Below are 20,622 nucleotides of genomic sequence, written 5' to 3'. Positions count from 1 at the left end.
CTCGTCGAAACAATCGAGGCAGCCGAATGCAAGAACTACTTCGAAAACGCCGGATACGCTTCCGTCAAAACGTGAAAGGCTCTAGGCCCGCATCCTCTTTCTGGCGTCAGGCGCTGCGGCGGTTGTCCAGCGCGAAGGCGCCGGCGCCGGCAAACACCAGATAGAGGAAGATGAAGCAGAACGAGATCGCCGAATCGCCGCCATTGTTGACCGGGAAGAAGTCGCGCGGCGCGTGCGCCATGAAATAGGCGATCGCCATTTCGCCGGCCAGAAGGAACGCGACCGGCCGGGTGAACAGGCCCAGCGCCAGCAGGATGCCGCCGGCGAATTCGAGGATGCCGGCGGTGAGTGACAGCCCGCTCAAAGCACCGGCGTGGTCGCTGACCGGGAAATTGAACAGCTTCTGGGTGCCGTGTTCGATGAACTGCAGCGCGGTCACAATGCGCAGAATGCCGAGTGCCTGCGGCTGATATCTGGCAAGGCCGTCGAAAGGCTTCATCTAAAACTCCTTTAGCTTCCGGGATCGGCCATAGTTTATCGCCCGGCATTGGACCATTCATTTCCCCTGGTTGGCCATCAACAATCAGTGATTGGGAATGTTCCCAATTCCCTTCAAATGTTTCTCGCCAGGGTTGCATTAATACCTCTATGGTTGTATTAATGCGTGTACAACAATCTGAATGTGTGGGGGTCTTGCCATGAAAAAAGTCGTCATCAGCCTGTTCGCGATCGTCGCAGGCACCAGCTTCGCCATGGCCGAGGACGCCGGCTGTGAGGCCTTCAAATGGCCGGTGACGCGGGAGCAGACCCTGTTTGCCGCGGCACCGGCAACGCCGCCCGGAGCGGCGCTGGCGGTTGGTGCGGCTGCGGACCTGGCGCTGGTGCCGGTAGAGAAAGCCGGTTTTGCGGTGGCGCCCGAACGTGCGCCGGCATCAGACACGTTTGGGGCCGTCGCCAGCGTGGAAGTGCCGTCCGAGGGAGCCATTCAGATAAGTCTCTCGGGGGAGGCCTGGATCGATGTCATCCAGGATGGCCAGGCCATCAAGTCGGCGGGCTATAGTGGCGTGAAAACATGCCCTGGCATCCGCAAGAGCGTGCGCTTCAAGCTTGCGCCCGGCCCGGCCACCGTCCAGTTCAGCGGCGCGAAAAAAGCTGAGTTGAAGGTTGCGGTGCTGGCGCCGGAATGAGACGGCGCCAGGCAGGGGTAGAGGCCTTCATCGGTGGTCTGATGAAAACCCGCGCTTTGTGTCAGCGGTTTTCGATCGCGGTCAGCGGACTGGCGCCATCAAGGCGAAGTGCGCGTCTTGCGGGTCCTGGCATTGGACGATCCAACTGCCGCCGGGGACCTCCATCGGGCCCATCAGGATCTTGCCGCCATTGTCAGTGACCCGTTTTGCCGCCGCGTCGATGGCCGCAACGTTGAAGTAGAATTGCCAGACCGGCACCGGGATCTGCTCCGGCTTGTTCATGATGCCGCCGCCGGATTCGGGGCCAGCCGTAAAAGTCTGGTAAGTGCCCATCGGGCCCATGTCGAAATCGCCGGCGTCGACCCAGCCGAATTGCTCGGAATAGAAATCGAACGCGGCTTTCCAGTCGCTCGTATAAAGCTCGTGCCAGCCGATGTGGCCCGGCGTGCCGGCCGGCACGACAGGCTGGTCCGGGCCGTTCGGCTGCAGGAACATGAAGGTCGCGCCTTGCGGATCGGCGACGACGGCAAAGCGGCCGACGCCCGGAATGTCGTCGGGCCGCCGGTGAACGGTGCCGCCGGCTTTCTCCAGCGATGCCGTGGCGGCGTCGACATCCCTGGTGTGGATATAGCCAAGCCAGGCCGGCGGCATGCCCATCTTGGCGGCATCCTCGGGCAAGGTCATCAGGCCGCCGACGCCACGTTCGCCGACATTCATCACGATATAGCGCGGCATGCCGGGGGCTGTGTCGAAGGGCTGCGCCGTCCAGCCGACCACTTGGGTGTAGAACGCCTCGGCGGCGTCGAGATCTGATGTCATCAGTTCGTACCAGAAGAAGGGCATCGGGGTTTTTGGCATTTTCGGTCTCCTCACCTTTCATGCATCGATCGTCGTCCACCATAGGACGATCCTCACGACGGAAATCCGACATCGCCCGGACAACAATGGGCATGCGTGCCAAGCGTTCCCTGGTTGCACGCGCGCTGGTTTTCGATTTCTCTGCGGTCATGAGGGGTTGTCGTCCATGCGCTTGATGTCGCTCACGCCCGAGCTTGTCGCACTGTGCCATCGGGAAGAGGCCGATCCCGGCCCGGATCCGAGTTGGACAGACATGAACGACGAGGACTTTCGAGACCTTGCCTTGCGGCTGTCCAATGAAGCCGATGACGGACCGCTATGGGTGTTCGCCTATGGGTCGCTGATCTGGAAGCCGGAATTCGAGTCGGTCGAGCAACAGCTCGCCACGGCTTTTGGCTGGCACAGGTCCTTCTGCCTCGACATGGTGCGGTGGCGCGGCAGCGCCGAGCAGCCGGGATTGATGATGGCGCTCGAACGGGGCGGACGCTGCAACGGGGTGATCTATCGCTTGCCGGAGGGCGAGAAACCGGCGCAGATCGAAAGGTTGCTGCGGCGCGAGATCAGCGACCACGAAAGCATCGAGACGGTCCGCTGGCTGCGGGTGCATACGCCGCAAGGCACGCTGCGCGCGCTCGGCTTCTGGGTCGGCGTGAAGGGCAGGGGAACGTCGCTGAACCAGCCGTTGGACAGAGTGGCGAGCGTGCTGGCCAGAGCCTGCGGGCATATCGGATCCGGCGCCGAGTATCTCTACAACACGGTCAGCCACCTTGAAGCGTTCGGCATCCACGACCGCAATCTGTGGCGATTGCAGCAACTGGTCGCGGACGAGGTCCGGGCTATCCATGGCCATGGGCTTGAGTCCGGCCATTCGCTCACGCTGCAAACGCAGCCGTAATTGCCAATAACATGACTAAAAAAATCATGTTATTGTCGAGCCTTTTCAGGGGCTTGTGCCGAAAATTGACCAATTGATAAAAAAATAAAACGTGCTAGCCTTCCTCAAAAGAAAACATGGGGAACTGACGATGCCAGAAGGCCAATTCAGGGAAGGCATTGCGGGCGGCAGGCTCTCGGCCGACCAGTATGCGGACAATTTTTCCGACCTGCATCCGCCGCTCGATCACCACGAGGCGCTGGTCGAATCCGATCGTTGCTATTTCTGCTACGACGCGCCGTGCATGAACGCATGCCCGACCTCGATCGACATTCCGCTGTTCATCCGCCAGATCTCGACCGGCAATCCGATCGGTTCGGCCAAGACCATCTTCGATCAGAACATATTGGGCGGCATGTGCGCCCGCGTCTGCCCGACCGAGACGCTGTGCGAGGAAGTCTGCGTGCGCGAGGTGGCGGAAGGCAAGCCGGTGCAGATCGGCCGCCTGCAGCGCTATGCCACCGACGTCGCCATGAGCGAGAACAAGCAGTTCTACCCGCGCGCCGAGCCGACCGGCAAGACTGTCGCCGTGGTCGGCGCCGGGCCGGCCGGCCTTGCGGCCGCGCACCGGCTCGCCCGCCACGGCCATGACGTGACCATCCTGGAGGCGCGCGCGAAGGCCGGTGGCCTCAACGAATACGGCATCGCCGCCTACAAGAGTGTCGACGATTTCGCCCAAGCCGAAGTCGACTACGTGACCGCGATCGGCGGTATCGACATCCAGAACGGCAAGGCGCTCGGCCGCGACTACCAGCTGTCGGACCTGATCCGCAATTACGATGCGGTGTTTCTCGGCATGGGCCTTGGCGGCGTCAACGCGCTGCGTGCCGATGGCGAGGAGGCCGACGGCGTCATCAACGCGGTCGAGTTCATTGCCGAACTGCGCCAGGCCAGCGACCTTTCCGGCCTGCCGGTTGGCCGCCGCGTCGTCGTCATCGGTGGTGGCATGACGGCCATCGACGCGGCCGTACAGTCGAAGCTGCTCGGCGCCGAGGAGGTGACGATCTGTTACCGGCGCGGCCAGGAGCACATGAACGCTTCCGAATTCGAACAGGATCTGGCGGCAGCCAACGGCGTCAGCATCCGCCACTGGCTGCAGCCGAAGCGGGTGATCGCCGAAGGCGGCAAGGTCACCGCCGTCGAACTCGAATACACGGCGCTGAACGGCGACAGGCTTGCCGGCACCGGCGAGACACTGACGCTCGTTGCCGACCAGGTGTTCAAGGCGATTGGTCAGAGTTTTGTGCCGGTCGCCCTTAATGGCAGCGGTGCGTCGATCGATCTTGAAGCCGGCCGCATCAAGGTCGATGCGGAAGGGCGCACGTCGCTCGACAGGGTCTGGGCCGGTGGCGACTGCATCTTCGGTGGCGACGACCTCACCGTCTCCGCGGTCGCGCAGGGCCGCGACGCTGCGGAGAGCATCAATCGGGCACTGACCTCGAACGGGAGGGCATGAGCATGGCAGATATCAGAAACAATTTCGTCGGCATCAAATCGCCCAATCCGTTCTGGCTGGCCTCGGCGCCGCCGACCGACAAGGCCTACAACGTCATCCGTGCCTTCAAGGCCGGCTGGGGCGGCGTGGTGTGGAAGACGCTGGGCGAGGAAGGCCCACCGGTGGTCAACGTCAACGGCCCGCGCTATGGCGCGATCTGGGGCGCCGACCGCCGCCTGCTCGGTCTCAACAACATCGAGTTGATCACCGACCGCGACCTGCAGGTCAATTTGCGTGAGATCAAGCAGGTCAAGAAGGACTGGCCCGACCGCGCCATCGTCGTCTCGCTGATGGTGCCTTGCGTCGAGGAGGCCTGGAAGGCGATCCTGCCGGTGGTCGAGGAGACGGAGGCCGACGGCATCGAGCTGAATTTCGGCTGCCCGCACGGCATGTCGGAGCGCGGCATGGGCGCGGCTGTCGGCCAAGTGCCGGAATATATCGAAATGGTGGTGCGCTGGTGCAAGCAGAACACCCGCATGCCCGTCATCACCAAGCTGACGCCCAACATCACCGATGTGCGTAAGCCCGCACGGGCGGCACATGCCGGCGGCACCGACGCGGTGTCGCTGATCAACACCATCAATTCAATCACCGGTGTCGACCTCGACAGCTTCGCGCCGCAGCCGACCATCGACGGCAAGGGCTCGCATGGCGGCTATTGCGGCCCGGCGGTGAAGCCGATCGCCATGAACATGGTGGCCGAGATCGCGCGCGATCCCGAAACCCGCGGCCTGCCGATCTCCGGCATCGGCGGCATCACCACCTGGCGCGATGCTGCCGAATTCATGGCGCTCGGCGCCGGCAATGTGCAGGTCTGCACGGCGGCAATGACCTATGGCTTCAAGATCGTGCAGGAAATGATCGCGGGCCTCGAAAACTGGATGGACGAGAAGGGGCACGCCTCGCTCAACGACATCGTCGGCCGCGCCACGCCCAATGTCACCGATTGGCAGTATCTCAACCTGAACTACGTCGCCAAGGCGCGTATCGACCAGGATGCCTGCATCAAATGCGGCCGCTGCCACATCGCCTGCGAGGACACTTCGCACCAGGCGATCACCAGCATGGTCGACGGCGTCAGGCACTTCGAGGTGATCGAGGCCGAATGCGTCGGCTGCAATCTGTGCGTTAATGTCTGCCCGGTCGAGAACTGCATCACCATGGAACCGCTGGCGGCAGGCGTGATGGACCAGCGCACCGGCAGGCCGGTATCGCCGGTCTATGCCAACTGGACGACGCACCCGAACAATCCGATGGCCAAGGTGGCTGCGGAATAGGGACTTACCCCAACAAAAGAGCGGCGCTTTCGAGCGCCGTTCTTAATTTTCCTATTGCAGATAATAATTATCCACGATAGTATATATCCATGATAAAGGAGCCGATCCAATGAAGCTGGGCGAGGGCGTTGAGGCAGCTATCCATTGCGCTGCCACGCTGGCCAGTGTGGAGGGGAACAGCACCATGCCTGGCGCCGCTCTGGCCGAGTCCTTTGGCCTGTCGCCTAGCTATCTGCTGAAGCATCTCAACATGCTGAGCGCGGCGCGCATCCTGGAATCGGTGCCCGGGCCTGCCGGTGGCTATCGGCTGGCGCGGCCGGCCGAGCGCATCACGCTGCTCGACATCGTGCTGGCCATCGAAGGGCGCGAGCCGGCTTTCCGTTGCGGCGAGATCCGCCAGCGCGGTCCGGTGAAGCTCGATGCTTCGGCCTATGTCAAACCCTGCGGCATCAACGCCGCGATGCTGAAGGCCGAGCGTGCCTATCGCGCCGCGCTCGCCGAGACCAAGCTGTCCGATATCGTGGCCACCTATGCGGCAGAAGGCGATCCCAGGTCGCTTGCTGCGAGCTGCGCCTTCGTCGAGCGCCACCAGCGGCCGCAGAAATCCAGTTAACCCCGTAGACCCAAACCCAAAGCAGATTTGAAAGGACAGGAAGATGAAACAGAGGCTGCAATTTTTCGCCAAGGCGCCGGAGATCATGAAGGCTGTGTCGGCGCTCAACAAGGCGGTGGACGAATGCGGGCTCGAGGTGAGCCTGCTGCACCTGGTCAAGCTCAGGGCATCGCAGATCAATGGCTGCTCGTTCTGCGTCGAGATGCATAGCCGCGAGGCGAGGCGCGACGGCGAGACCGAGCAGCGGCTCTATCTGGTTTCAGCCTGGAAGGAATCGCCGCTGTTTTCCCTGCGCGAACGCGCTGCCCTGGCCTGGACCGAAGCCGTCACCTTGATCGCCAGCAATGGCGTGCCGGACGAACTCTATGCAAGGACGCTGGAGCATTTCTCGGAAGAGGAACTGGTCAAGCTTTCCGTTGCGCTCGGCATGATCAACACCTGGAACCGGCTGTGCATCCCGTTCCACGCCATTCACCCGGTGCCGGCGGCCAAGGCCGCCTGATTGTCCGGTTATGTTGGGAGCGCCGTCGAAAGGCGGCGCTCCACTTTCAAAGGGAGCGTTTGATGCCTGCCGATTTGCCTTCGACCTTGTTGTTTCTCGCTCGCCTGTTGCTCGGCGGCGCCTTCGTCTTCGCCGGCCTGCGCAACATCCAGAACGCGGCCTTCCTGACCCAGCTGATGGCCGCGCGCGGTGTGCCGCAGGCAAGATTGGCGCTGTGGCTCGGCATCGTGCTTCAGATCGCCGCCGGCGTGCTGGTCATCGCAGGATTGTGGACGGCACTAGCGGCCGCGGTGCTGCTGCTGTTCCTCATCGTCGCCACGCCGATGTTCCACAATTTCTGGGACCATCAGGGTCCGGACCGTGCGTCCCGCATCAACGGCTTCGTCGGCAATGTCGCGCTGAGCGGTGGCTTTCTGACCCTGATCGCGCAATCCGTTTGACGCACAGTTCCATGCCGACTGCGGCCTCTGGTGCCGACGCCTCGATCATAAAATCGGAACCAATCGAGCCGTTGACGCATTTCACACCTGCATGCCCAGCATCCAGGATGGAATATGAAAATCGCCCATGTCGCGCCGCTTTATGAATCGGTGCCGCCAAGGCTCTATGGCGGCACCGAGCGCATCGTCTCGTATCTGACCGAAGCGCTGGTCTATCTGGGCCATGAGGTGACGCTGTTCGCCAGTGGCGACAGCCAGACTTCCGCGACGCTGGTACCCAGCCGGGAACGCGCGCTGCGCCTCGATCCGCGTCCGCTTAAATCCGAGATCGCGGCGCATCTTTCGATGCTTGCGCAGGTGAGGGAACGGGCGTCGGAGTTCGACGTCATCCACTTCCATCTCAGCCATTTCCTGCACTTTTCCTTCTTCGAGGATCTCGCCGACCGCACGGTGACGACACCGCATGGCAGGCTGGATTATGTCGACCTGGCGCCGGCCTATGAACGGTTTCCGCGTTTTCCCCTGATTTCCATTTCGCACAGCCAGAAGGCGGGCTTTGCCAACGCCAACTGGTTGGCGACGATCCATCACGGATTGCCGACCACTCTCTACGAACCGACTTTTGAGACGACGGCGGAAGAACCCTACCTTGCCTTCCTCGGCCGGTTCTCACGCGACAAGCGCCCGGACCGCGCCATCGAGATCGCCTTGCGTTCGGGGCTCAAGCTCAAGCTCGCGGCAAAGATCGGCGACGACGACCGCGCCTATTTCCACGAGGTGGTCGAACCGTTGATCGACGGCGATCGCATCGTCTATGTCGGCGAGATCGAGGAGGACCAGAAGGCGGAATTTCTCGGCAAGGCGGCCGGCCTGCTGTTCCCGATCGACTGGCCGGAGCCGTTCGGCCTTGTCGCCATCGAGGCCATGGCCTGCGGCACGCCGGTCATCGGCTGGAATTGCGGCGCGCTGCCCGAAATCATCGATCAAGGCGTCACCGGTTTCATCGCTGACACGGTGGACGGCGCGGTCGCCGCGGTGCCCGACTTGCTGCAACTCGACAGGCGAAAGGTGAGGGCCGTTTTCGAAAAGCGGTTCTCCGCTCGAAGAATGGCTGGCGATTATCTGGCCGCCTATGCGGGCCTGATCGGCGTCCCGAGCGCGGCGAAGGCGTCTTGAGCAACGACGTGCTCGAGCCACGACAACGAAACAACAGGGATCTTTGACGAATGGCCCAACTCGATGAGCGCCAGCTCGATCCCGCGGTTGCGCTTGCATCGCTCGACGCCACCGCCCCTCGCGAGCCGCATCGGTTGTTTGCCCTCAAGCAGGGCGATTGCTTCGCGGTTGCCGACGCCTATGGCGACATACGCGGAGCCGGCGACGGTTTCTTTCGCGACGACACACGGGTTCTTTCCGAGTTCCGGCTGACCGTCGGCGGCAGGCAGACATCGCTGCTCGGCGCCTCGCTCAGCCAGGACAATGTGCTGTTCACCACCAATTTGACCAATCTGCCGATACAGAGCGCCGGTGGACGCGACATCCCGCAGGGAGCCATTCACATCGAACGCGTCAGGCTGCTTTGGCAGGACAGGCTGTTCGAACGCATCACCCTTTCCAATTACAGCCGGGAACACTCGACGATCAGCGTTTCCCTGCACTATTCCGCCGATTTCCGCGACATGTTCGAAGTGCGCGGCTCGACACGGCTGAAGCGCGGGCTGGCCCATGCCGCCGAAACAGACGCGACGTCCGTCCTGCTGCGCTATGACGGGCTCGACGGCCTGGCCCGCCTCTCTGCGATATCGTTCTCGCAGGCGCCGGACCAACTGACAGCCACCCGTGCCGATTTCCTGATCGCCGTCACCAAGCGCAGCAGGAAGGTGCTTTATGTCGAGGTCGGTCCCGAGGTGGCCGATAAGCCCGACCGCGACCGGTTTCGCGCCGCTGCCGCCCGCGCCCGCTTTGGCATGCGGGCCAAACGTCGCCATGGCGCGACGGTGCGCAGCTCGGGCCGCGTCTTCAACGACTGGGTCGAGCGCGCCCGCGCCGATGTCGCGCTGCTGACCACCGAACTGGCGACCGGCCCCTATCCCTATGCCGGCATCCCCTGGTTCTCGACGGCGTTCGGTCGTGACGGCGTCATCTCGGCACTGCAGATGCTGTGGCTCAATCCGGGCCTGGCGCGGGGCGTGTTGGCCTTTCTGGCCCAGCATCAGGCGACCGAGACATCGCCGTTCAGCGATTCGCAGCCGGGCAAGATCATGCACGAGACCCGCAAGGGCGAAATGGTGGCGCTGCGGGAGCTCCCCTTCGGCCGCTACTACGGTGGCGTCGATACGACACCGCTCTACATCTATCTTGCTTGTGCCTACGCCGATCGTACCGGTGACATGGCGTTCATCGACGGCTTGTGGCCATCGCTGTGCGCTGCGGCCGAATGGACGGAGGAGGCGGGCCGGGAGACCGGATTCGTCACTTACCAGCGAGCGGCCGAGTCCGGCCTCGCCAACCAGGGATGGAAGGACAGTTTCGATTCGGTCTTCCATGCCGATGGCCGCATTCCCAAGGGTCCGATCGCCCTGGTCGAAGTGCAAGGCTATGTCTTTGCCGCTTTCCGGGGGCTGGCCAAGCTTGCCCGCCGCCGTGGGGAGGACGACAGGGCCGACCATTGGGATGGTCGCGCCGAGGCGATGCGGGTCGCCGTGGAACGCGATTTCTGGCTTGACGATCTCGGCTTCTATGCCCTCGCGATCGACGGTGCGGGCGAGCCCTGCAAGGTGCGGACCTCGAATGCCGGGCATCTGCTTTTTGTCGGATTGCCTGAGCCGGCGCGGGCCCAGATGGTCGCCGACCAGCTGCTTTCCGCCTCCTTCCATTCCGGCTGGGGACTGCGGACGCTCGCCGACGATGCCGTGTTCTTCAATCCGATGTCGTACCACAATGGCTCGATCTGGCCGCACGACACCGCCCTGTGCGGTGCCGGCCTGGCGCGCTATGGCGAGCGCGAAAGCGTGGTTCGCCTGATGAGCGGCACATTCGAATCCGCAGTCCATTTCAACATGCGGCTGCCCGAACTGTTCTGCGGTTTTACACGTGCGCCGGGCGAAGCACCCATCGCCTATCCCGTCGCCTGCCTGCCGCAGGCGTGGTCGGCGGGCTCCGCCTTCATGCTGATGCAGGCCTGCCTTGGCCTGGAGATCGACGGCTGGGATGGCGAAATCCGCGTCACCCGCCCGAGGCTGCCGATCGGCATCGACACGCTGACACTGCGGCACCTGGGCGTCGGCGACCGGGTCGTCGATCTCACCTTCCAGCGCGTCGGCGATCGGGTCGTCGCTTTCCTTGCCGACCGCCATGAAGGGCTGGTGCCGCTCATCGTAAGGACATGATCCGAACAAAATTGGCGGAACCGATCCGAGCTTTGTGCGTTGCAAAAATACGGGTCCGAACGCCGACCACGTGGTCGGCGGACCTTTTCAAATGGGAAACACGAAAAAACGGTCGCCGACGGCCGGGTGAGTTGACATTCAATGACAAACTACGGTGCGGAACTGCTCTGGGTTCTGATCTTCGCGAGCCTCGGTTTTTCCGCTCTTGCCGTATTCCTCTCCCTATCGCGGCAGCGCCGCAGCCACCCTCCGGCGGTTGCCCATACAGCGGGCGAAGACGTGGCCGCGGAGGCGGCGCGCAAGGTGATACGTGAGTTCGAAAAGAACGGCCAATCGGCCGATGCGGCGCTGGTGACGTGGTCGCCCGAGACATTGCGCAAGATCCTCGCCGACGATCTGCCCGATGCGCAGGTCATCGTGGTGTCCAACCGGGAACCCTATATCCACAACATCAGGGATGATGGCGTCGAATTGCTGGTGCCGGCCAGCGGGCTGGTGTCGGCGCTCGAGCCGATCACCCGCGCCTGTGGCGGCACCTGGATCGCCTATGGCGGCGGAACGGCGGACCGCCTCACCGTCGACGACCACGACCGGGTACAGGTGCCTCCCGGCCATCCGTCCTACACGCTGCGCCGGGTCTGGCTGACGGAGCAAGAGCATCAGGGCTACTATCTCGGCTTCGCCAATGAGGGCCTCTGGCCGCTTTGCCATATCGCCTTCACCCGGCCGATTTTTCGCGCCTCGGACTGGGGGGCCTACGAGGCCGTCAACCGGAAGTTCGCCGACACGGTGGTTGCCGAAGCGCGCAACGAGCGGCCTATCGTGCTGGTCCAGGATTACCACTTCGCGCTGCTGCCGCGCATGATCCGCGAGCGCCTGCCGGAGGCGATCGTCATCACTTTCTGGCATATCCCGTGGCCGAATTCGGAAGTGTACAGCATCTGTCCCTGGCGTGAACGCATCCTCGAGGGGCTGCTCGGCAGTTCGATCATCGGCTTCCACACCCAGTTCCACGCCAACAATTTCACCGAAAGCGTCGATCGCTTCCTGGAAAGCCGCATCGAGCGGGCCGATGCGGCGATCTCCTACGGTGGCCAGACGACGCTGGTGCACGCCTATCCCATCTCGATAGAATGGCCGGCGGACCTGTTGGCAAAATTGCCTGACGTCGATGACTGCCGGGCCCGTCTGCGCAACAGGTTCGGACTGAAGGCGGATGTGAAGCTGGCCGTGGGTGTCGAGCGTCTCGACTACACGAAGGGCATTCTGGATCGATTTCAGGCGCTGGACGAATTGTTCAAGCGATACCCTGAATGGATCGGAAAGCTGGTTTTCCTGCAGATCGCGGCTCCCAGCCGCGGCACGCTGCCGGCCTACAAGCTGCTCCACGACGAATGCCACCGCTATGCCGAGGAGCTCAACCAACGCTATGGCAGCGAGGGCTACAGACCGGTGATCATGGTGGCCGAGCATCACTCGCAGGAACAGGTCTATGAGATCTATCGCGCCGCCGACATATGCATGGTCACCAGCCTGCATGACGGCATGAACCTGGTCGCCAAGGAGTTCGTCGCGGCGCGCGACGACGAACAGGGCGTCTTGATGCTCAGCACCTTCGCCGGCGCCTCGCGCGAATTGCTGGAGGCGCTGATCGTCAACCCTTACGACGCCGCCATGATGAGCGAAGCGCTGCTGCAGGCGCTGATCATGACTTCAGACGAACAGCGCGAGCGCATGCGGCCCATGCGCGAGACGATCCGCAACAACAATGTCTATCGCTGGGCCGGCAGCATGCTTCTGGATGCAGCGCGCTTGCGCAAGCGCGGTGACCTCGACCGGGTAACCGGTGTCGGTGACCGGCTGCCTAGCGTCGACAATGTCGTGTCCATGTTCGAGCGCAAGCGGGTAGTCATGTCATGAACGAGGTTCTGCAAAAGATGATCAGCGAAAGCCCGCAAAAGCCGCAGGCCGTCATGCCGAAACCGCAGACTGTGCTGACCGGCGAATGGGCGTTGTTCCTCGACATCGACGGCACCCTGCTGGAACATGCCGAGCACCCGGACGCCGTCTCGGTCAGCGACGAGCTTCGCTCCTTGCTGCAAGGCCTGGACCGCAAGCTGGACGGGGCATTGGCCTTCATAACAGGCCGCTCCGTTGCGGCTGTCGACCATCTGTTTCAACCTTTGAAACTGCGCGCCGCCGGGCTCTATGGACTGGAGCACCGGCTTCTGCCGGGCGACGACGTCGAAGTCGCGGACGAGCCGGCGGATATCGCGGCCCTTGCCGACGAGATCGAGGCCGAGCTCGGTCGTGGGGCCTATATCGAGCGCAAGGGAAGGGTGCTGGCCATCCACACGCGCGCCGCCCCCCATCTGCTTCCCCGCGCGACGCAGCTTGTCGAGCAGGCGCTGGCCACGCTGCCAAAGGGCTACCGGGTGGTTGCCGGCAACGCCGGCGTGGAATTGCTGCCGCTGGAGGCCGCCAAGGGCGCCGCGATCCGACGTTTCATGGAGATTGCGCCGTTCACAGGTCGCCGCCCGGTCTTCCTGGGCGACGACACGTCGGACGAAAACGGCTTCGTAACCGTTAATGATGCCGGCGGTATATCGATCAGGGTTAAGCCACCAGCGCATACCACAGCGCGGTACGGGCTTGCCGGCGTTGTCGAGACGCTGGCCTGGCTGAGAGGTCAACTTTAGATCCAGCTGACGCAACCGCGATCGCGCGTCCTGGAAAGGGCAAGGAAAGGAACGGTTTCGATGGGACGCTTTGCACAATTGGTCCGAGAGATCACCCCGAACTGGCTGCACTCTCGCTCCTCCCGCCATGAGATTGCCGACGTTTCACCGTCCGACGCGGATTTCAGCTGGCAAGAAGCGGTCGACAACAAGATGTATGGGGCGGATACATCTGACTATTCCCATGTGCCGGAAAAGCCTGTTTCGGCAAAACCGACAGGCGACAGGCCTGCGGACGAGAACGACCGTGTTCCAAAGAAGGCCAATTAAGGGTCCCGCCGGAGCCCGATAATCGCTGTTCCTATGCCGCAAATCGCAGGCCGCCATCGCAGGTCAGCACCTGGCCGGTCATGAAGCCGTTGGAGACGAGGAAGGCGATTGCGTCGGCCACGTCTTCGGCCCGGCCGACGCGGCCGACCGGGGTCTTGCCGGCATAGTCGGCAAAGATCGTTTGCTTTTGCTCCTCGGCCAGAAAATCCCACCAGGGCGTGTCGATGACGCCGGGCGCCACGACATTGACGCGCAGCGGCTTCAGTTCCACCGCCAGAATCGGCACCACGGTCAACAGCATGCCGTTGATGGCGGCGATGCCGGCAACGCCGGGCGTCGCGAGTTGCGCCGAGACCGCCGAGACGAAGGTCACCGAGCCGGCCTTGTTCAGCGTCGGCAGGGCCGCCTGCAGGCAGGACAGCTGCGGCCGGACTTTCTCATCGACGCCACTGCCGATGTCGCTCAGGTCAAGCGTCGGGAAGGGGCCAAGGCCCTTGCCGCCGCTGGCCGCCAGCACCAGATGGTCGATAGGCCCGAGGCTCTCGAAGAACTGGCGGACCTCATCCGGCTTCGAGGCGTCGAAAGCAGCCTTCTCGGCAGCGCCACCAAGGTTTTTCCAAGCGCTCTTCAGTTTGTCCTCATTGCGCCCAGTGATGGTCACCTTCATGCCCGGGCCGAGCAGCTTGCGTGCCGTCGCCAGGCCGATGCCGGACGAGCCGCCGATGATGACGGCATGTTGGATTGTCTTGGTCATCAATGGTCTTCCTTCGATGTGGGGGAGGCCGTGCCGATGAGATCGAGGCTCAAGGCTCGCAACTGTTGCCTTGCCTTGGCGTCATAAGCCTGGGCGTCGGCACGGGATTCCCGCAGGCCGTCGAAATAGAGGCCGCGTTTTCCGTCGAGCGCGGGTGAGGCGGCGAGGTTGAGGATGGCCTCGGCACCGGTCTCGACCGAACTCCACGGCGTCACACCAGCCTGCCGGACCATGGTGGTATTCATGTAACTCGCCGGGTGCAGCGCGTTGACGGTGACGCCGGTACCTTTCAACTGTTCGGCCAAATCGACGGTGAACAGGATCTGCGCCAGCTTGCTCTGGCAATAAGCGCGCACGCCGTCATAGGCGCGGGTCAGCATGACATCGCTGAAATCGATCGCCTGCTGCCCCGCCGAGGCGACATTGACGATGCGGGCCGGCGTGCTCGCCTTCAGTAATGGCAGAAGCTCCGATGTCAGCACGAAACCGGCGAGATAATTCACCGCGAAGCGCAGTTCGTAGCCGTCGGCGCTGATCTGTCTTTTGGCACCTTGGCCCGCCGTGCCGATGCCGGCATTGTTGATGAGGATGTCCAGCCGATCCGTCCTGGCGCGCACCGCCTCGGCGAGATGGTGCACTTCGGCCAGCGACGAGAGGTCGGCGACCAGAAGCTCCGCCTTGCCGTCGGCGGCTTCGATCTCGGTGACAACAGCCTTGCCGCGCCTCGCATCGCGGCCGTGCACCAGCACGCGGGCGCCCGCGGCGCCGAGCCGTTGCGCGACGACGCGGCCGACGCCATCGGTCGAGCCTGTGATGAGGATCGTCTTGTCTTTGAGTTCCATGTTCAGAGCCTCCGTTCTGTTGCTCTGAACGGAAGATGGGACAGTTGGCGCGGGCCAAACAGTTCAAACTTTATCCTGGTATCAATACTGCTATACTAGGCACATGGATTCCCAACCCGTCGCTGCTCCAACACGTTCGGCCGAAGACAGCCGCCGGCGCGAACTCGGCGCCTTCCTGCGTTCGCGCCGCGAAAGGCTGACGCCCTCGGCCACCGGCATCGCGACTGGTCTCAGGCGGCGCACGCCGGGCTTGCGCCGCGAGGAGGTCGCGATGATCGCCGGCGTCGGCACGACCTGGTACACATGGCTGGAGCAGGGGCGGGAGGTCAGGCCCTCGGTCGAGGTGCTTACGGCACTTGCCGAAGCACTGCGCCTCGACGCGGCCGAAAAACAGCATCTGTTCATCCTTGCCGACCGCCAGCGGCCTGAGTGCCGTGCGGTGGCGCCGGAAAGGGTCGACGGCCCCTTGCTGCACATGCTGCAGAGCCTGGTGCTGCAGCCGGCCTATGTGGTCGGGCGGCGCTGGGACGTGCTGGCCTGGAACCCGGCGGCGGTGGCGGTGTTCGGCGATTATGGCCTGCTGGAAGGGGATGCCCGCAACATCATCCATATGGTGTTCACGAGCCCGCACCACCGGCGCCTGCTGGTCGACTGGGAGCAACTGGCGCGCACCGTGCTGGCCTCGTTCCGGGCGGCGAGCGCCCGCTATGTCGGCGATCCGGATTTCGAGCGGCTGATCGAGTTGATGACGCGTTCGAGCCCCGAATTTCGTGCCTGGTGGCCGCAGCGCGACGTCGCACACCGATTGTCGGGGGTGAAACATGTCCGGCACCCGAGCGCGGGCGCCATGAGCTTCGAGCATATGAGCCTGTCGATCGGCGACGGCTCGGACATGAAGCTGATCGTCTACACGCCGCTCGCCGAGCAGAATTCGATCGCCAAGCTGCAGACATTGCTGGATGAACTGCCGGCCCAGCGGCGCAGCGCCTGAGGCGTCAGCCCTTCGGCTTCAGCCCATCGAGGAACAACTGCTCAAGAAACCTTGCAGCATCCTCGAAGCGGCCGTCGCCGCCGCGGTTCGGCCCGAGCACGGCGCGGACCTGGACGTCGAAATCGGCATAATGCTGCGTCGTCGCCCAGATCGAGAAGATCAGGTGCCACGGATCGGTCTTGGCGATCTTGCCGGCGCGCATCCAGCCCTTGATGACGGCGGCCTTCTCGTCGACCAGCGTCTTCAACTCTCCGGCCAGCAGCGGCATGATGCGCGGCGCGCCTTGCAGGATCTCGTTGGCGAACAGCCGGCTCTCGCGTGGAAAATCGCGCGCCATCTCCAGCTTGCGCCTGATGTAGCTGCGCAGTTCGGTAAGGGGATCCCCAATGTCGTCGAGTTCGCGCAGTGGCGCCAACCAGGTGTCGAGCAGGCGCTGCATCAGCGTTTCGTGGATGTCTTCCTTGCGGCGGAAATAATAGAGCAGGTTGGGCTTCGACATGCCTGCGGCTTCGGCGATCTGGTCGATGGTCGAGCCGCGGAAACCGTTGGCGGAGAAAACCTCGAGCGCCGCCTCCAGGATGAGTTCGCGCTTTTCCTGCTGGATGCGGGTGCGGCGAGGGGCGTCCGTGCCGGTGGTCACCGTTGCAAGCCCTCGTGTTGAGGGTCATCTGGACCAATTCTCTGGACCAGTTTTTCCCTAGCCTGTGGAACGCACTTCAGGTGCCGCATTTCCGCTAGTAATCCTTGACCGCCGAGAGGGCGGTGCTAACGTTTGTCCAATCGGTCAAAAATTTGCGTAGCATGAAAACGCGGCAAAGACCAAGCGTTGGGCGCAGCGAAACAGTTTACAAGGGGAAGTCCTGGTCATGTCCAACCGGCTGAAAGTCACGCCGAACGATCTCAGCGCATTCTGGATGCCGTTCACGGCAAACCGGCAGTTCAAGCAGGCGCCGCGCATGATGGTGTCCGCCAAGGACATGCATTACACGACCAGCGACGGCCGCAAGGTGCTCGACGGCACCGCCGGTCTCTGGTGCGTCAATGCCGGCCATTGCCGGCCGAAGATTACCGAAGCGATCCAGCAGCAGGCCGCCGAACTCGACTATGCGCCCGCCTTCCAGATGGGCCATCCGATCGTGTTCGAACTGGCCAACCGCCTGGTCGACCTCGCGCCCAAGGGCATGGATCATGTCTTCTTCACCAATTCCGGTTCGGAATCGGTCGAGACAGCGCTCAAGATGGCGATCGCCTATCACCGTGTTAAAGGCGAGGGCTCGCGCACCCGGCTGATCGGCCGCGAGCGCGGCTATCACGGCGTCAATTTCGGCGGCATCTCGGTCGGCGGCATCGTCACCAACCGCAAGATGTTCGGCACGCTGCTCGGCGGCGTCGACCATATGCCGCACACGCATCTGCCGGAAAAGAACGCCTTCACCAAGGGCGTGCCGGAGTATGGCGCGGAACTCGCCAACGAGCTGGAGCGTATCGTAGCCCTGCATGACGCTTCCACCATCGCCGCCGTCATCGTGGAGCCGGTCGCCGGCTCCACCGGCGTCATCCTGCCGCCGAAGGGTTATCTTCAGAGGCTACGCGAGATCTGCACCAAGCATGGCATCCTGTTGATCTTCGATGAGGTCATCACCGGTTTCGGCCGTCTCGGCACGCCGTTCGCCGCCGACTATTTCGGTGTCACGCCCGACATCATGACCACCGCCAAGGGTGTCTCCAACGGCGTCATCCCGATGGGCGCTGTGTTCGTGAAGAAGGAGATCCACGACGCCTTCATGACCGGCCCCGAGCACATGATCGAGTTCTTCCACGGCTACACCTATTCGGGCAACCCGATCGCCTGCGCGGCCGCACTCGGCACGCTCGACACCTACAAGGAAGAGGGCCTGCTGACCCGTGGCGAGGAGCTGGCGCCGTACTGGGAAGACGCGCTGCATTCGCTGAAGGGCGAGCCGAACGTCATCGATATCAGGAACATCGGCCTGATCGGTGCGATCGAGCTGGCGCCGATCGCCGGACAGCCGACCAAGCGGGCCTTCTCGGCCTTCGTCAAGGCGTTCGAGCGCGGCGCGCTGATCCGCACCACCGGCGACATCATCGCGCTGTCGCCGCCGCTGATCATCACCAAGGGCCAGATCAACGAATTGATCGACCATGTGCGGGAAGTGCTGAGGTCCATCGATTGACGGACTGACACGATATCCCTCGCCCTGGAGGAGAGGGTCGCCGCGAAGCGGTCGGGTGGGGTCGGTGCGGCAGCGCGCCGACCTGATCTTTTGCTGCAACGAACGGCTACAGTCAGGCGGGCAACGCGCCGATCCCGGTCAGGATCACCCGCTTGATATTTTCCTTGGCTTCCCGCCATTGCCGGTCGGACAGCGGCTTGCCGCCATTGAGAGTCTCGATCTGGTGACCGAAATCGGCGTAGTGCTGGGTCGTAGCCCAAAGCATATAGAGCAGATGGCGCGGATCCACCGGGTCCATCTTGGCTTCCTCGATCCAGCGCCTGATGATCTCGACGCGGCCGTCCGTCCATTCGCGCAGCGTCGATTCCATATAGTCCTGAAGCACCGGCGCACCGTGCATCACTTCAGAGGCCCAGACCTTGGAGCCGTCAGGATGGCGGCGTGATATTTCCATCTTGGCGTCGATATAGGCACTGATGCCGTCTATGGGTCCGCGCGCCGCGTCGAAGCAATTGGCCGCCTGTAGCCAGATTTCAAAGATGTTTTGAACGACCGACCGGTAAAGCTCTTCCTTGGTGGCGAAATAGTAGTGGAGATTTGCCTTCGGCAGTCCCGCCAGATCCGCAATCAACTGCATCGTGGCGCCGCCGAATCCTGCCTCCGCAAACACCTTCTCGGCAGCGACGAGAATGGTTTTTTCATTCTCTCGTCGGATCTCCTGTCGCCGCATGGGGCGGGTGGGTTCTGCCATGTCTACCCCAAGATTCTAGTTGACCGCTTGGTCAGGTTGTGTAGTTTAAAAGCTGACCATACGGTCAAGCTGTAAATCACTCAAGGGGCGACAAGAACCCTGGCGTAGATGGGAACTCAAGATGGCCGCACCCGGTGAGAATCTGCGAATCAATTCAGACCGTTTGTGGGATTCCATCATGGAGATGGCGAAGATTGGCCCCGGCATTGCCGGCGGCAACAATCGTCAGACCCTGACCGACGAAGACGGCGAAGGGCGGCATCTGTTCAAGCGCTGGTGCGATGCGGCCGGGCTCGAAATGGGCGTCGATGAAATGGGCACGATGTTTGCCCGCCGCGAAGGCACCGATCCCAGCCTGCCGCCGGTCTATGTCGGCAGCCATCTCGATACGCAGCCGACCGGCGGCAAGTATGACGGCGTGCTCGGCGTGCTGGGTGGGCTTGAAGTGGTGCGCTCTCTCAACGATCTCGGCATCAAGACCAAACATCCGATCGTCGTCACCAACTGGACGAACGAGGAGGGCTCGCGCTTCGCGCCGGCGATGATGGCGTCCGGCGTGTTCGCCGGCGTGCTCGACCAGGCCGATGTGTACGGGCATGTCGACAAACAGGGCAAGAAATTCGGCGAGGAACTCGAGCGCATCGGCTGGAAGGGCAGCGAGAAGGTCGGCGACCGTAAGATCCACGCCTTCTTCGAACTGCATATCGAACAGGGTCCGATCCTCGAGGACGAAGATATCGACATTGGTGTCGTCACCCATGGCCAGGGCCTTAAATGGCTGCAGGTGACGCTGACCGGCAAGGAAGCCCACACCGGCTCGACGCCGATGCCCAAGCGCCGCAATGCCGGGCTCGGCATGGCGCGGGTGATCGAACTGGTGCACGAGATCGCCATGGACTACCAGCCCGATGCCGTCGGCGCGGTCGGCCACATGGAGGTCTATCCCAATTCGCGCAACATCATCGCCGGGCGCACCGTCTTCACCGTCGATATCCGCTCGCCGGAAAAGGAAGTGCTGGACGCGATGGACGGCCGCATCCGCGAAGGCATCGACACGATCTGCGATGCACTCGACATTCGCTACGAGATCGAACAGGTCGGTGCTTTCGATCCGGTGACCTTTGATGCCGGCTGCGTCAAGGCGATCCGTGATGCCGCCGAACGCCTCGGCTATTCCCACCGCAACATCGTCTCCGGCGCCGGCCACGACGCCTGCTGGATCAACCGCGTCGCGCCCACCGCCATGGTGATGTGCCCTTGCGTCGATGGCCTCAGCCACAACGAGGCAGAGGAGATCAGCAAGGAATGGGCTTCGGCGGGTGCCGACGTTTTGTTCCACGCGGTGGTGGAGACGGCTGTCATCGTGGAGTGAGCTTAGAATCTACC

Annotated in this window: 21 protein-coding genes; 15 read left to right on the top strand and 6 right to left on the bottom strand. The window is 63.0% G+C overall.

The window, feature by feature from the left end:
* Nucleotides 1-106: 106 nt before the first annotated feature.
* Complete coding sequence (locus NKJ04_RS09735) at nt 107-499, bottom strand: DoxX family protein (protein ID WP_023813208.1); 393 nt, start codon at nt 497-499, stop codon at nt 107-109.
* Nucleotides 500-698: 199 nt separating this feature from the next.
* Between NKJ04_RS09735 and NKJ04_RS09730 the strand changes: the two genes are divergently transcribed.
* Nucleotides 699-1,187 carry a hypothetical protein gene (locus tag NKJ04_RS09730; RefSeq protein WP_023813207.1) on the top strand — a complete coding sequence of 163 codons (489 nt, stop codon included), beginning with the start codon at nt 699-701 and terminating at the stop codon, nt 1,185-1,187.
* Between the two features lie 81 nt (nt 1,188-1,268).
* On the opposite strand, the gene NKJ04_RS09725 is transcribed toward NKJ04_RS09730, so the two are convergent.
* Complete coding sequence (locus NKJ04_RS09725; RefSeq protein WP_352551717.1) at nt 1,269-2,045, bottom strand: VOC family protein; 777 nt, start codon at nt 2,043-2,045, stop codon at nt 1,269-1,271.
* Nucleotides 2,046-2,211: 166 nt separating this feature from the next.
* Here NKJ04_RS09725 and NKJ04_RS09720 point away from each other — a divergent pair, with 166 nt between their 5' ends.
* The 11 genes from NKJ04_RS09720 to NKJ04_RS09670 all read left to right on the top strand — a co-directional run bounded on the left by NKJ04_RS09720 (nt 2,212) and on the right by NKJ04_RS09670 (nt 13,703).
* On the top strand, nt 2,212-2,940 hold the full coding sequence (locus tag NKJ04_RS09720; RefSeq protein ID WP_352630904.1) for a gamma-glutamylcyclotransferase: 729 nt from the start codon (nt 2,212-2,214) through the stop codon (nt 2,938-2,940).
* A 130-nt stretch (nt 2,941-3,070) separates the two neighbouring features.
* The gene (locus NKJ04_RS09715) at nt 3,071-4,435 is read left to right on the top strand and encodes an NAD(P)-dependent oxidoreductase (RefSeq protein WP_352551720.1); all 1,365 of its coding nucleotides are present in this window, start codon (nt 3,071-3,073) and stop codon (nt 4,433-4,435) included.
* Nucleotides 4,436-4,437: 2 nt separating this feature from the next.
* Nucleotides 4,438-5,751, top strand: a complete 1,314-nt coding sequence (preA, locus tag NKJ04_RS09710) for an NAD-dependent dihydropyrimidine dehydrogenase subunit PreA (protein WP_027035003.1) — start codon at nt 4,438-4,440, stop codon at nt 5,749-5,751.
* A 109-nt stretch (nt 5,752-5,860) separates the two neighbouring features.
* The gene (locus NKJ04_RS09705) at nt 5,861-6,364 is read left to right on the top strand and encodes an RrF2 family transcriptional regulator (protein ID WP_023813203.1); all 504 of its coding nucleotides are present in this window, start codon (nt 5,861-5,863) and stop codon (nt 6,362-6,364) included.
* A gap of 43 nt (nt 6,365-6,407) precedes the next feature.
* Complete coding sequence (locus tag NKJ04_RS09700) at nt 6,408-6,866, top strand: carboxymuconolactone decarboxylase family protein (RefSeq protein WP_352674542.1); 459 nt, start codon at nt 6,408-6,410, stop codon at nt 6,864-6,866.
* A gap of 62 nt (nt 6,867-6,928) precedes the next feature.
* Nucleotides 6,929-7,306 carry a DoxX family protein gene (locus tag NKJ04_RS09695; RefSeq protein WP_127297107.1) on the top strand — a complete coding sequence of 126 codons (378 nt, stop codon included), beginning with the start codon at nt 6,929-6,931 and terminating at the stop codon, nt 7,304-7,306.
* Nucleotides 7,307-7,420: 114 nt separating this feature from the next.
* Nucleotides 7,421-8,482 (top strand): glycosyltransferase family 4 protein, encoded by a 1,062-nt coding sequence (locus NKJ04_RS09690; RefSeq protein ID WP_352674540.1) that lies wholly within the window; start codon nt 7,421-7,423, stop codon nt 8,480-8,482.
* A gap of 50 nt (nt 8,483-8,532) precedes the next feature.
* Nucleotides 8,533-10,695, top strand: coding sequence for an amylo-alpha-1,6-glucosidase (locus NKJ04_RS09685; RefSeq protein WP_023813199.1), 2,163 nt, complete (start codon nt 8,533-8,535; stop codon nt 10,693-10,695).
* Between the two features lie 141 nt (nt 10,696-10,836).
* Complete coding sequence (locus NKJ04_RS09680; protein WP_352674537.1) at nt 10,837-12,615, top strand: alpha,alpha-trehalose-phosphate synthase (UDP-forming); 1,779 nt, start codon at nt 10,837-10,839, stop codon at nt 12,613-12,615.
* 17 nt (nt 12,616-12,632) lie between these two features.
* The gene (gene otsB / locus NKJ04_RS09675) at nt 12,633-13,394 is read left to right on the top strand and encodes a trehalose-phosphatase (RefSeq protein WP_502897896.1); all 762 of its coding nucleotides are present in this window, start codon (nt 12,633-12,635) and stop codon (nt 13,392-13,394) included.
* A 60-nt stretch (nt 13,395-13,454) separates the two neighbouring features.
* The gene (locus tag NKJ04_RS09670) at nt 13,455-13,703 is read left to right on the top strand and encodes a hypothetical protein (protein ID WP_128303451.1); all 249 of its coding nucleotides are present in this window, start codon (nt 13,455-13,457) and stop codon (nt 13,701-13,703) included.
* A 31-nt stretch (nt 13,704-13,734) separates the two neighbouring features.
* Here NKJ04_RS09670 and NKJ04_RS09665 read toward each other — a convergent pair whose 3' ends face one another.
* Complete coding sequence (locus NKJ04_RS09665; protein WP_352443085.1) at nt 13,735-14,457, bottom strand: SDR family oxidoreductase; 723 nt, start codon at nt 14,455-14,457, stop codon at nt 13,735-13,737.
* A complete protein-coding gene (locus NKJ04_RS09660; RefSeq protein ID WP_352674534.1) occupies nt 14,457-15,299 on the bottom strand; it encodes an SDR family oxidoreductase in 843 nt (280 codons plus the stop codon). The genes NKJ04_RS09665 and NKJ04_RS09660 overlap by 1 nt, the downstream gene beginning before the upstream one ends.
* Nucleotides 15,300-15,402: 103 nt before the next feature.
* On the opposite strand from NKJ04_RS09660, the gene NKJ04_RS09655 reads away from it, so the two are divergent.
* Nucleotides 15,403-16,290, top strand: a complete 888-nt coding sequence (locus NKJ04_RS09655) for a helix-turn-helix transcriptional regulator (protein WP_352674532.1) — start codon at nt 15,403-15,405, stop codon at nt 16,288-16,290.
* 4 nt (nt 16,291-16,294) lie between these two features.
* Here the strand turns inward: NKJ04_RS09655 and NKJ04_RS09650 are convergent, their stop codons facing one another.
* The gene (locus NKJ04_RS09650; RefSeq protein ID WP_352674529.1) at nt 16,295-16,930 is read right to left on the bottom strand and encodes a TetR family transcriptional regulator C-terminal domain-containing protein; all 636 of its coding nucleotides are present in this window, start codon (nt 16,928-16,930) and stop codon (nt 16,295-16,297) included.
* Nucleotides 16,931-17,156: 226 nt separating this feature from the next.
* Here NKJ04_RS09650 and aptA point away from each other — a divergent pair, with 226 nt between their 5' ends.
* Nucleotides 17,157-18,485, top strand: a complete 1,329-nt coding sequence (aptA, locus tag NKJ04_RS09645; RefSeq protein ID WP_023813191.1) for an omega-aminotransferase AptA — start codon at nt 17,157-17,159, stop codon at nt 18,483-18,485.
* 112 nt (nt 18,486-18,597) lie between these two features.
* Here the strand turns inward: aptA and NKJ04_RS09640 are convergent, their stop codons facing one another.
* On the bottom strand, nt 18,598-19,236 hold the full coding sequence (locus NKJ04_RS09640) for a TetR/AcrR family transcriptional regulator (RefSeq protein WP_013530908.1): 639 nt from the start codon (nt 19,234-19,236) through the stop codon (nt 18,598-18,600).
* Between the two features lie 121 nt (nt 19,237-19,357).
* On the opposite strand from NKJ04_RS09640, the gene NKJ04_RS09635 reads away from it, so the two are divergent.
* Nucleotides 19,358-20,608, top strand: a complete 1,251-nt coding sequence (locus NKJ04_RS09635; protein WP_128303456.1) for a Zn-dependent hydrolase — start codon at nt 19,358-19,360, stop codon at nt 20,606-20,608.
* Nucleotides 20,609-20,622 lie beyond the last annotated feature (14 nt).

This window comes from Mesorhizobium sp. M0618 (assembly GCF_040320765.1).
In the GTDB taxonomy this organism is placed as follows: domain Bacteria; phylum Pseudomonadota; class Alphaproteobacteria; order Rhizobiales; family Rhizobiaceae; genus Mesorhizobium.
The sequence above is the reverse complement of the archived record's forward strand: the minus strand, read 5'-3'. Positions and strand labels throughout refer to the sequence as shown.

Coding starts and splice junctions, on each gene's coding strand:
- NKJ04_RS09735 (WP_023813208.1), bottom strand. CDS start 499: ATGAAGCCTTTCGACGGCCTTGCCAGATATCAGCCGCAGGCACTCGGC.
- NKJ04_RS09730 (WP_023813207.1), top strand. CDS start 699: ATGAAAAAAGTCGTCATCAGCCTGTTCGCGATCGTCGCAGGCACCAGC.
- NKJ04_RS09725 (WP_352551717.1), bottom strand. CDS start 2,045: ATGCCAAAAACCCCGATGCCCTTCTTCTGGTACGAACTGATGACATCA.
- NKJ04_RS09720 (WP_352630904.1), top strand. CDS start 2,212: ATGCGCTTGATGTCGCTCACGCCCGAGCTTGTCGCACTGTGCCATCGG.
- NKJ04_RS09715 (WP_352551720.1), top strand. CDS start 3,071: ATGCCAGAAGGCCAATTCAGGGAAGGCATTGCGGGCGGCAGGCTCTCG.
- preA (WP_027035003.1), top strand. CDS start 4,438: ATGGCAGATATCAGAAACAATTTCGTCGGCATCAAATCGCCCAATCCG.
- NKJ04_RS09705 (WP_023813203.1), top strand. CDS start 5,861: ATGAAGCTGGGCGAGGGCGTTGAGGCAGCTATCCATTGCGCTGCCACG.
- NKJ04_RS09700 (WP_352674542.1), top strand. CDS start 6,408: ATGAAACAGAGGCTGCAATTTTTCGCCAAGGCGCCGGAGATCATGAAG.
- NKJ04_RS09695 (WP_127297107.1), top strand. CDS start 6,929: ATGCCTGCCGATTTGCCTTCGACCTTGTTGTTTCTCGCTCGCCTGTTG.
- NKJ04_RS09690 (WP_352674540.1), top strand. CDS start 7,421: ATGAAAATCGCCCATGTCGCGCCGCTTTATGAATCGGTGCCGCCAAGG.
- NKJ04_RS09685 (WP_023813199.1), top strand. CDS start 8,533: ATGGCCCAACTCGATGAGCGCCAGCTCGATCCCGCGGTTGCGCTTGCA.
- NKJ04_RS09680 (WP_352674537.1), top strand. CDS start 10,837: ATGACAAACTACGGTGCGGAACTGCTCTGGGTTCTGATCTTCGCGAGC.
- otsB (WP_502897896.1), top strand. CDS start 12,633: ATGATCAGCGAAAGCCCGCAAAAGCCGCAGGCCGTCATGCCGAAACCG.
- NKJ04_RS09670 (WP_128303451.1), top strand. CDS start 13,455: ATGGGACGCTTTGCACAATTGGTCCGAGAGATCACCCCGAACTGGCTG.
- NKJ04_RS09665 (WP_352443085.1), bottom strand. CDS start 14,457: ATGACCAAGACAATCCAACATGCCGTCATCATCGGCGGCTCGTCCGGC.
- NKJ04_RS09660 (WP_352674534.1), bottom strand. CDS start 15,299: ATGGAACTCAAAGACAAGACGATCCTCATCACAGGCTCGACCGATGGC.
- NKJ04_RS09655 (WP_352674532.1), top strand. CDS start 15,403: ATGGATTCCCAACCCGTCGCTGCTCCAACACGTTCGGCCGAAGACAGC.
- aptA (WP_023813191.1), top strand. CDS start 17,157: ATGTCCAACCGGCTGAAAGTCACGCCGAACGATCTCAGCGCATTCTGG.
- NKJ04_RS09640 (WP_013530908.1), bottom strand. CDS start 19,236: ATGGCAGAACCCACCCGCCCCATGCGGCGACAGGAGATCCGACGAGAG.
- NKJ04_RS09635 (WP_128303456.1), top strand. CDS start 19,358: ATGGCCGCACCCGGTGAGAATCTGCGAATCAATTCAGACCGTTTGTGG.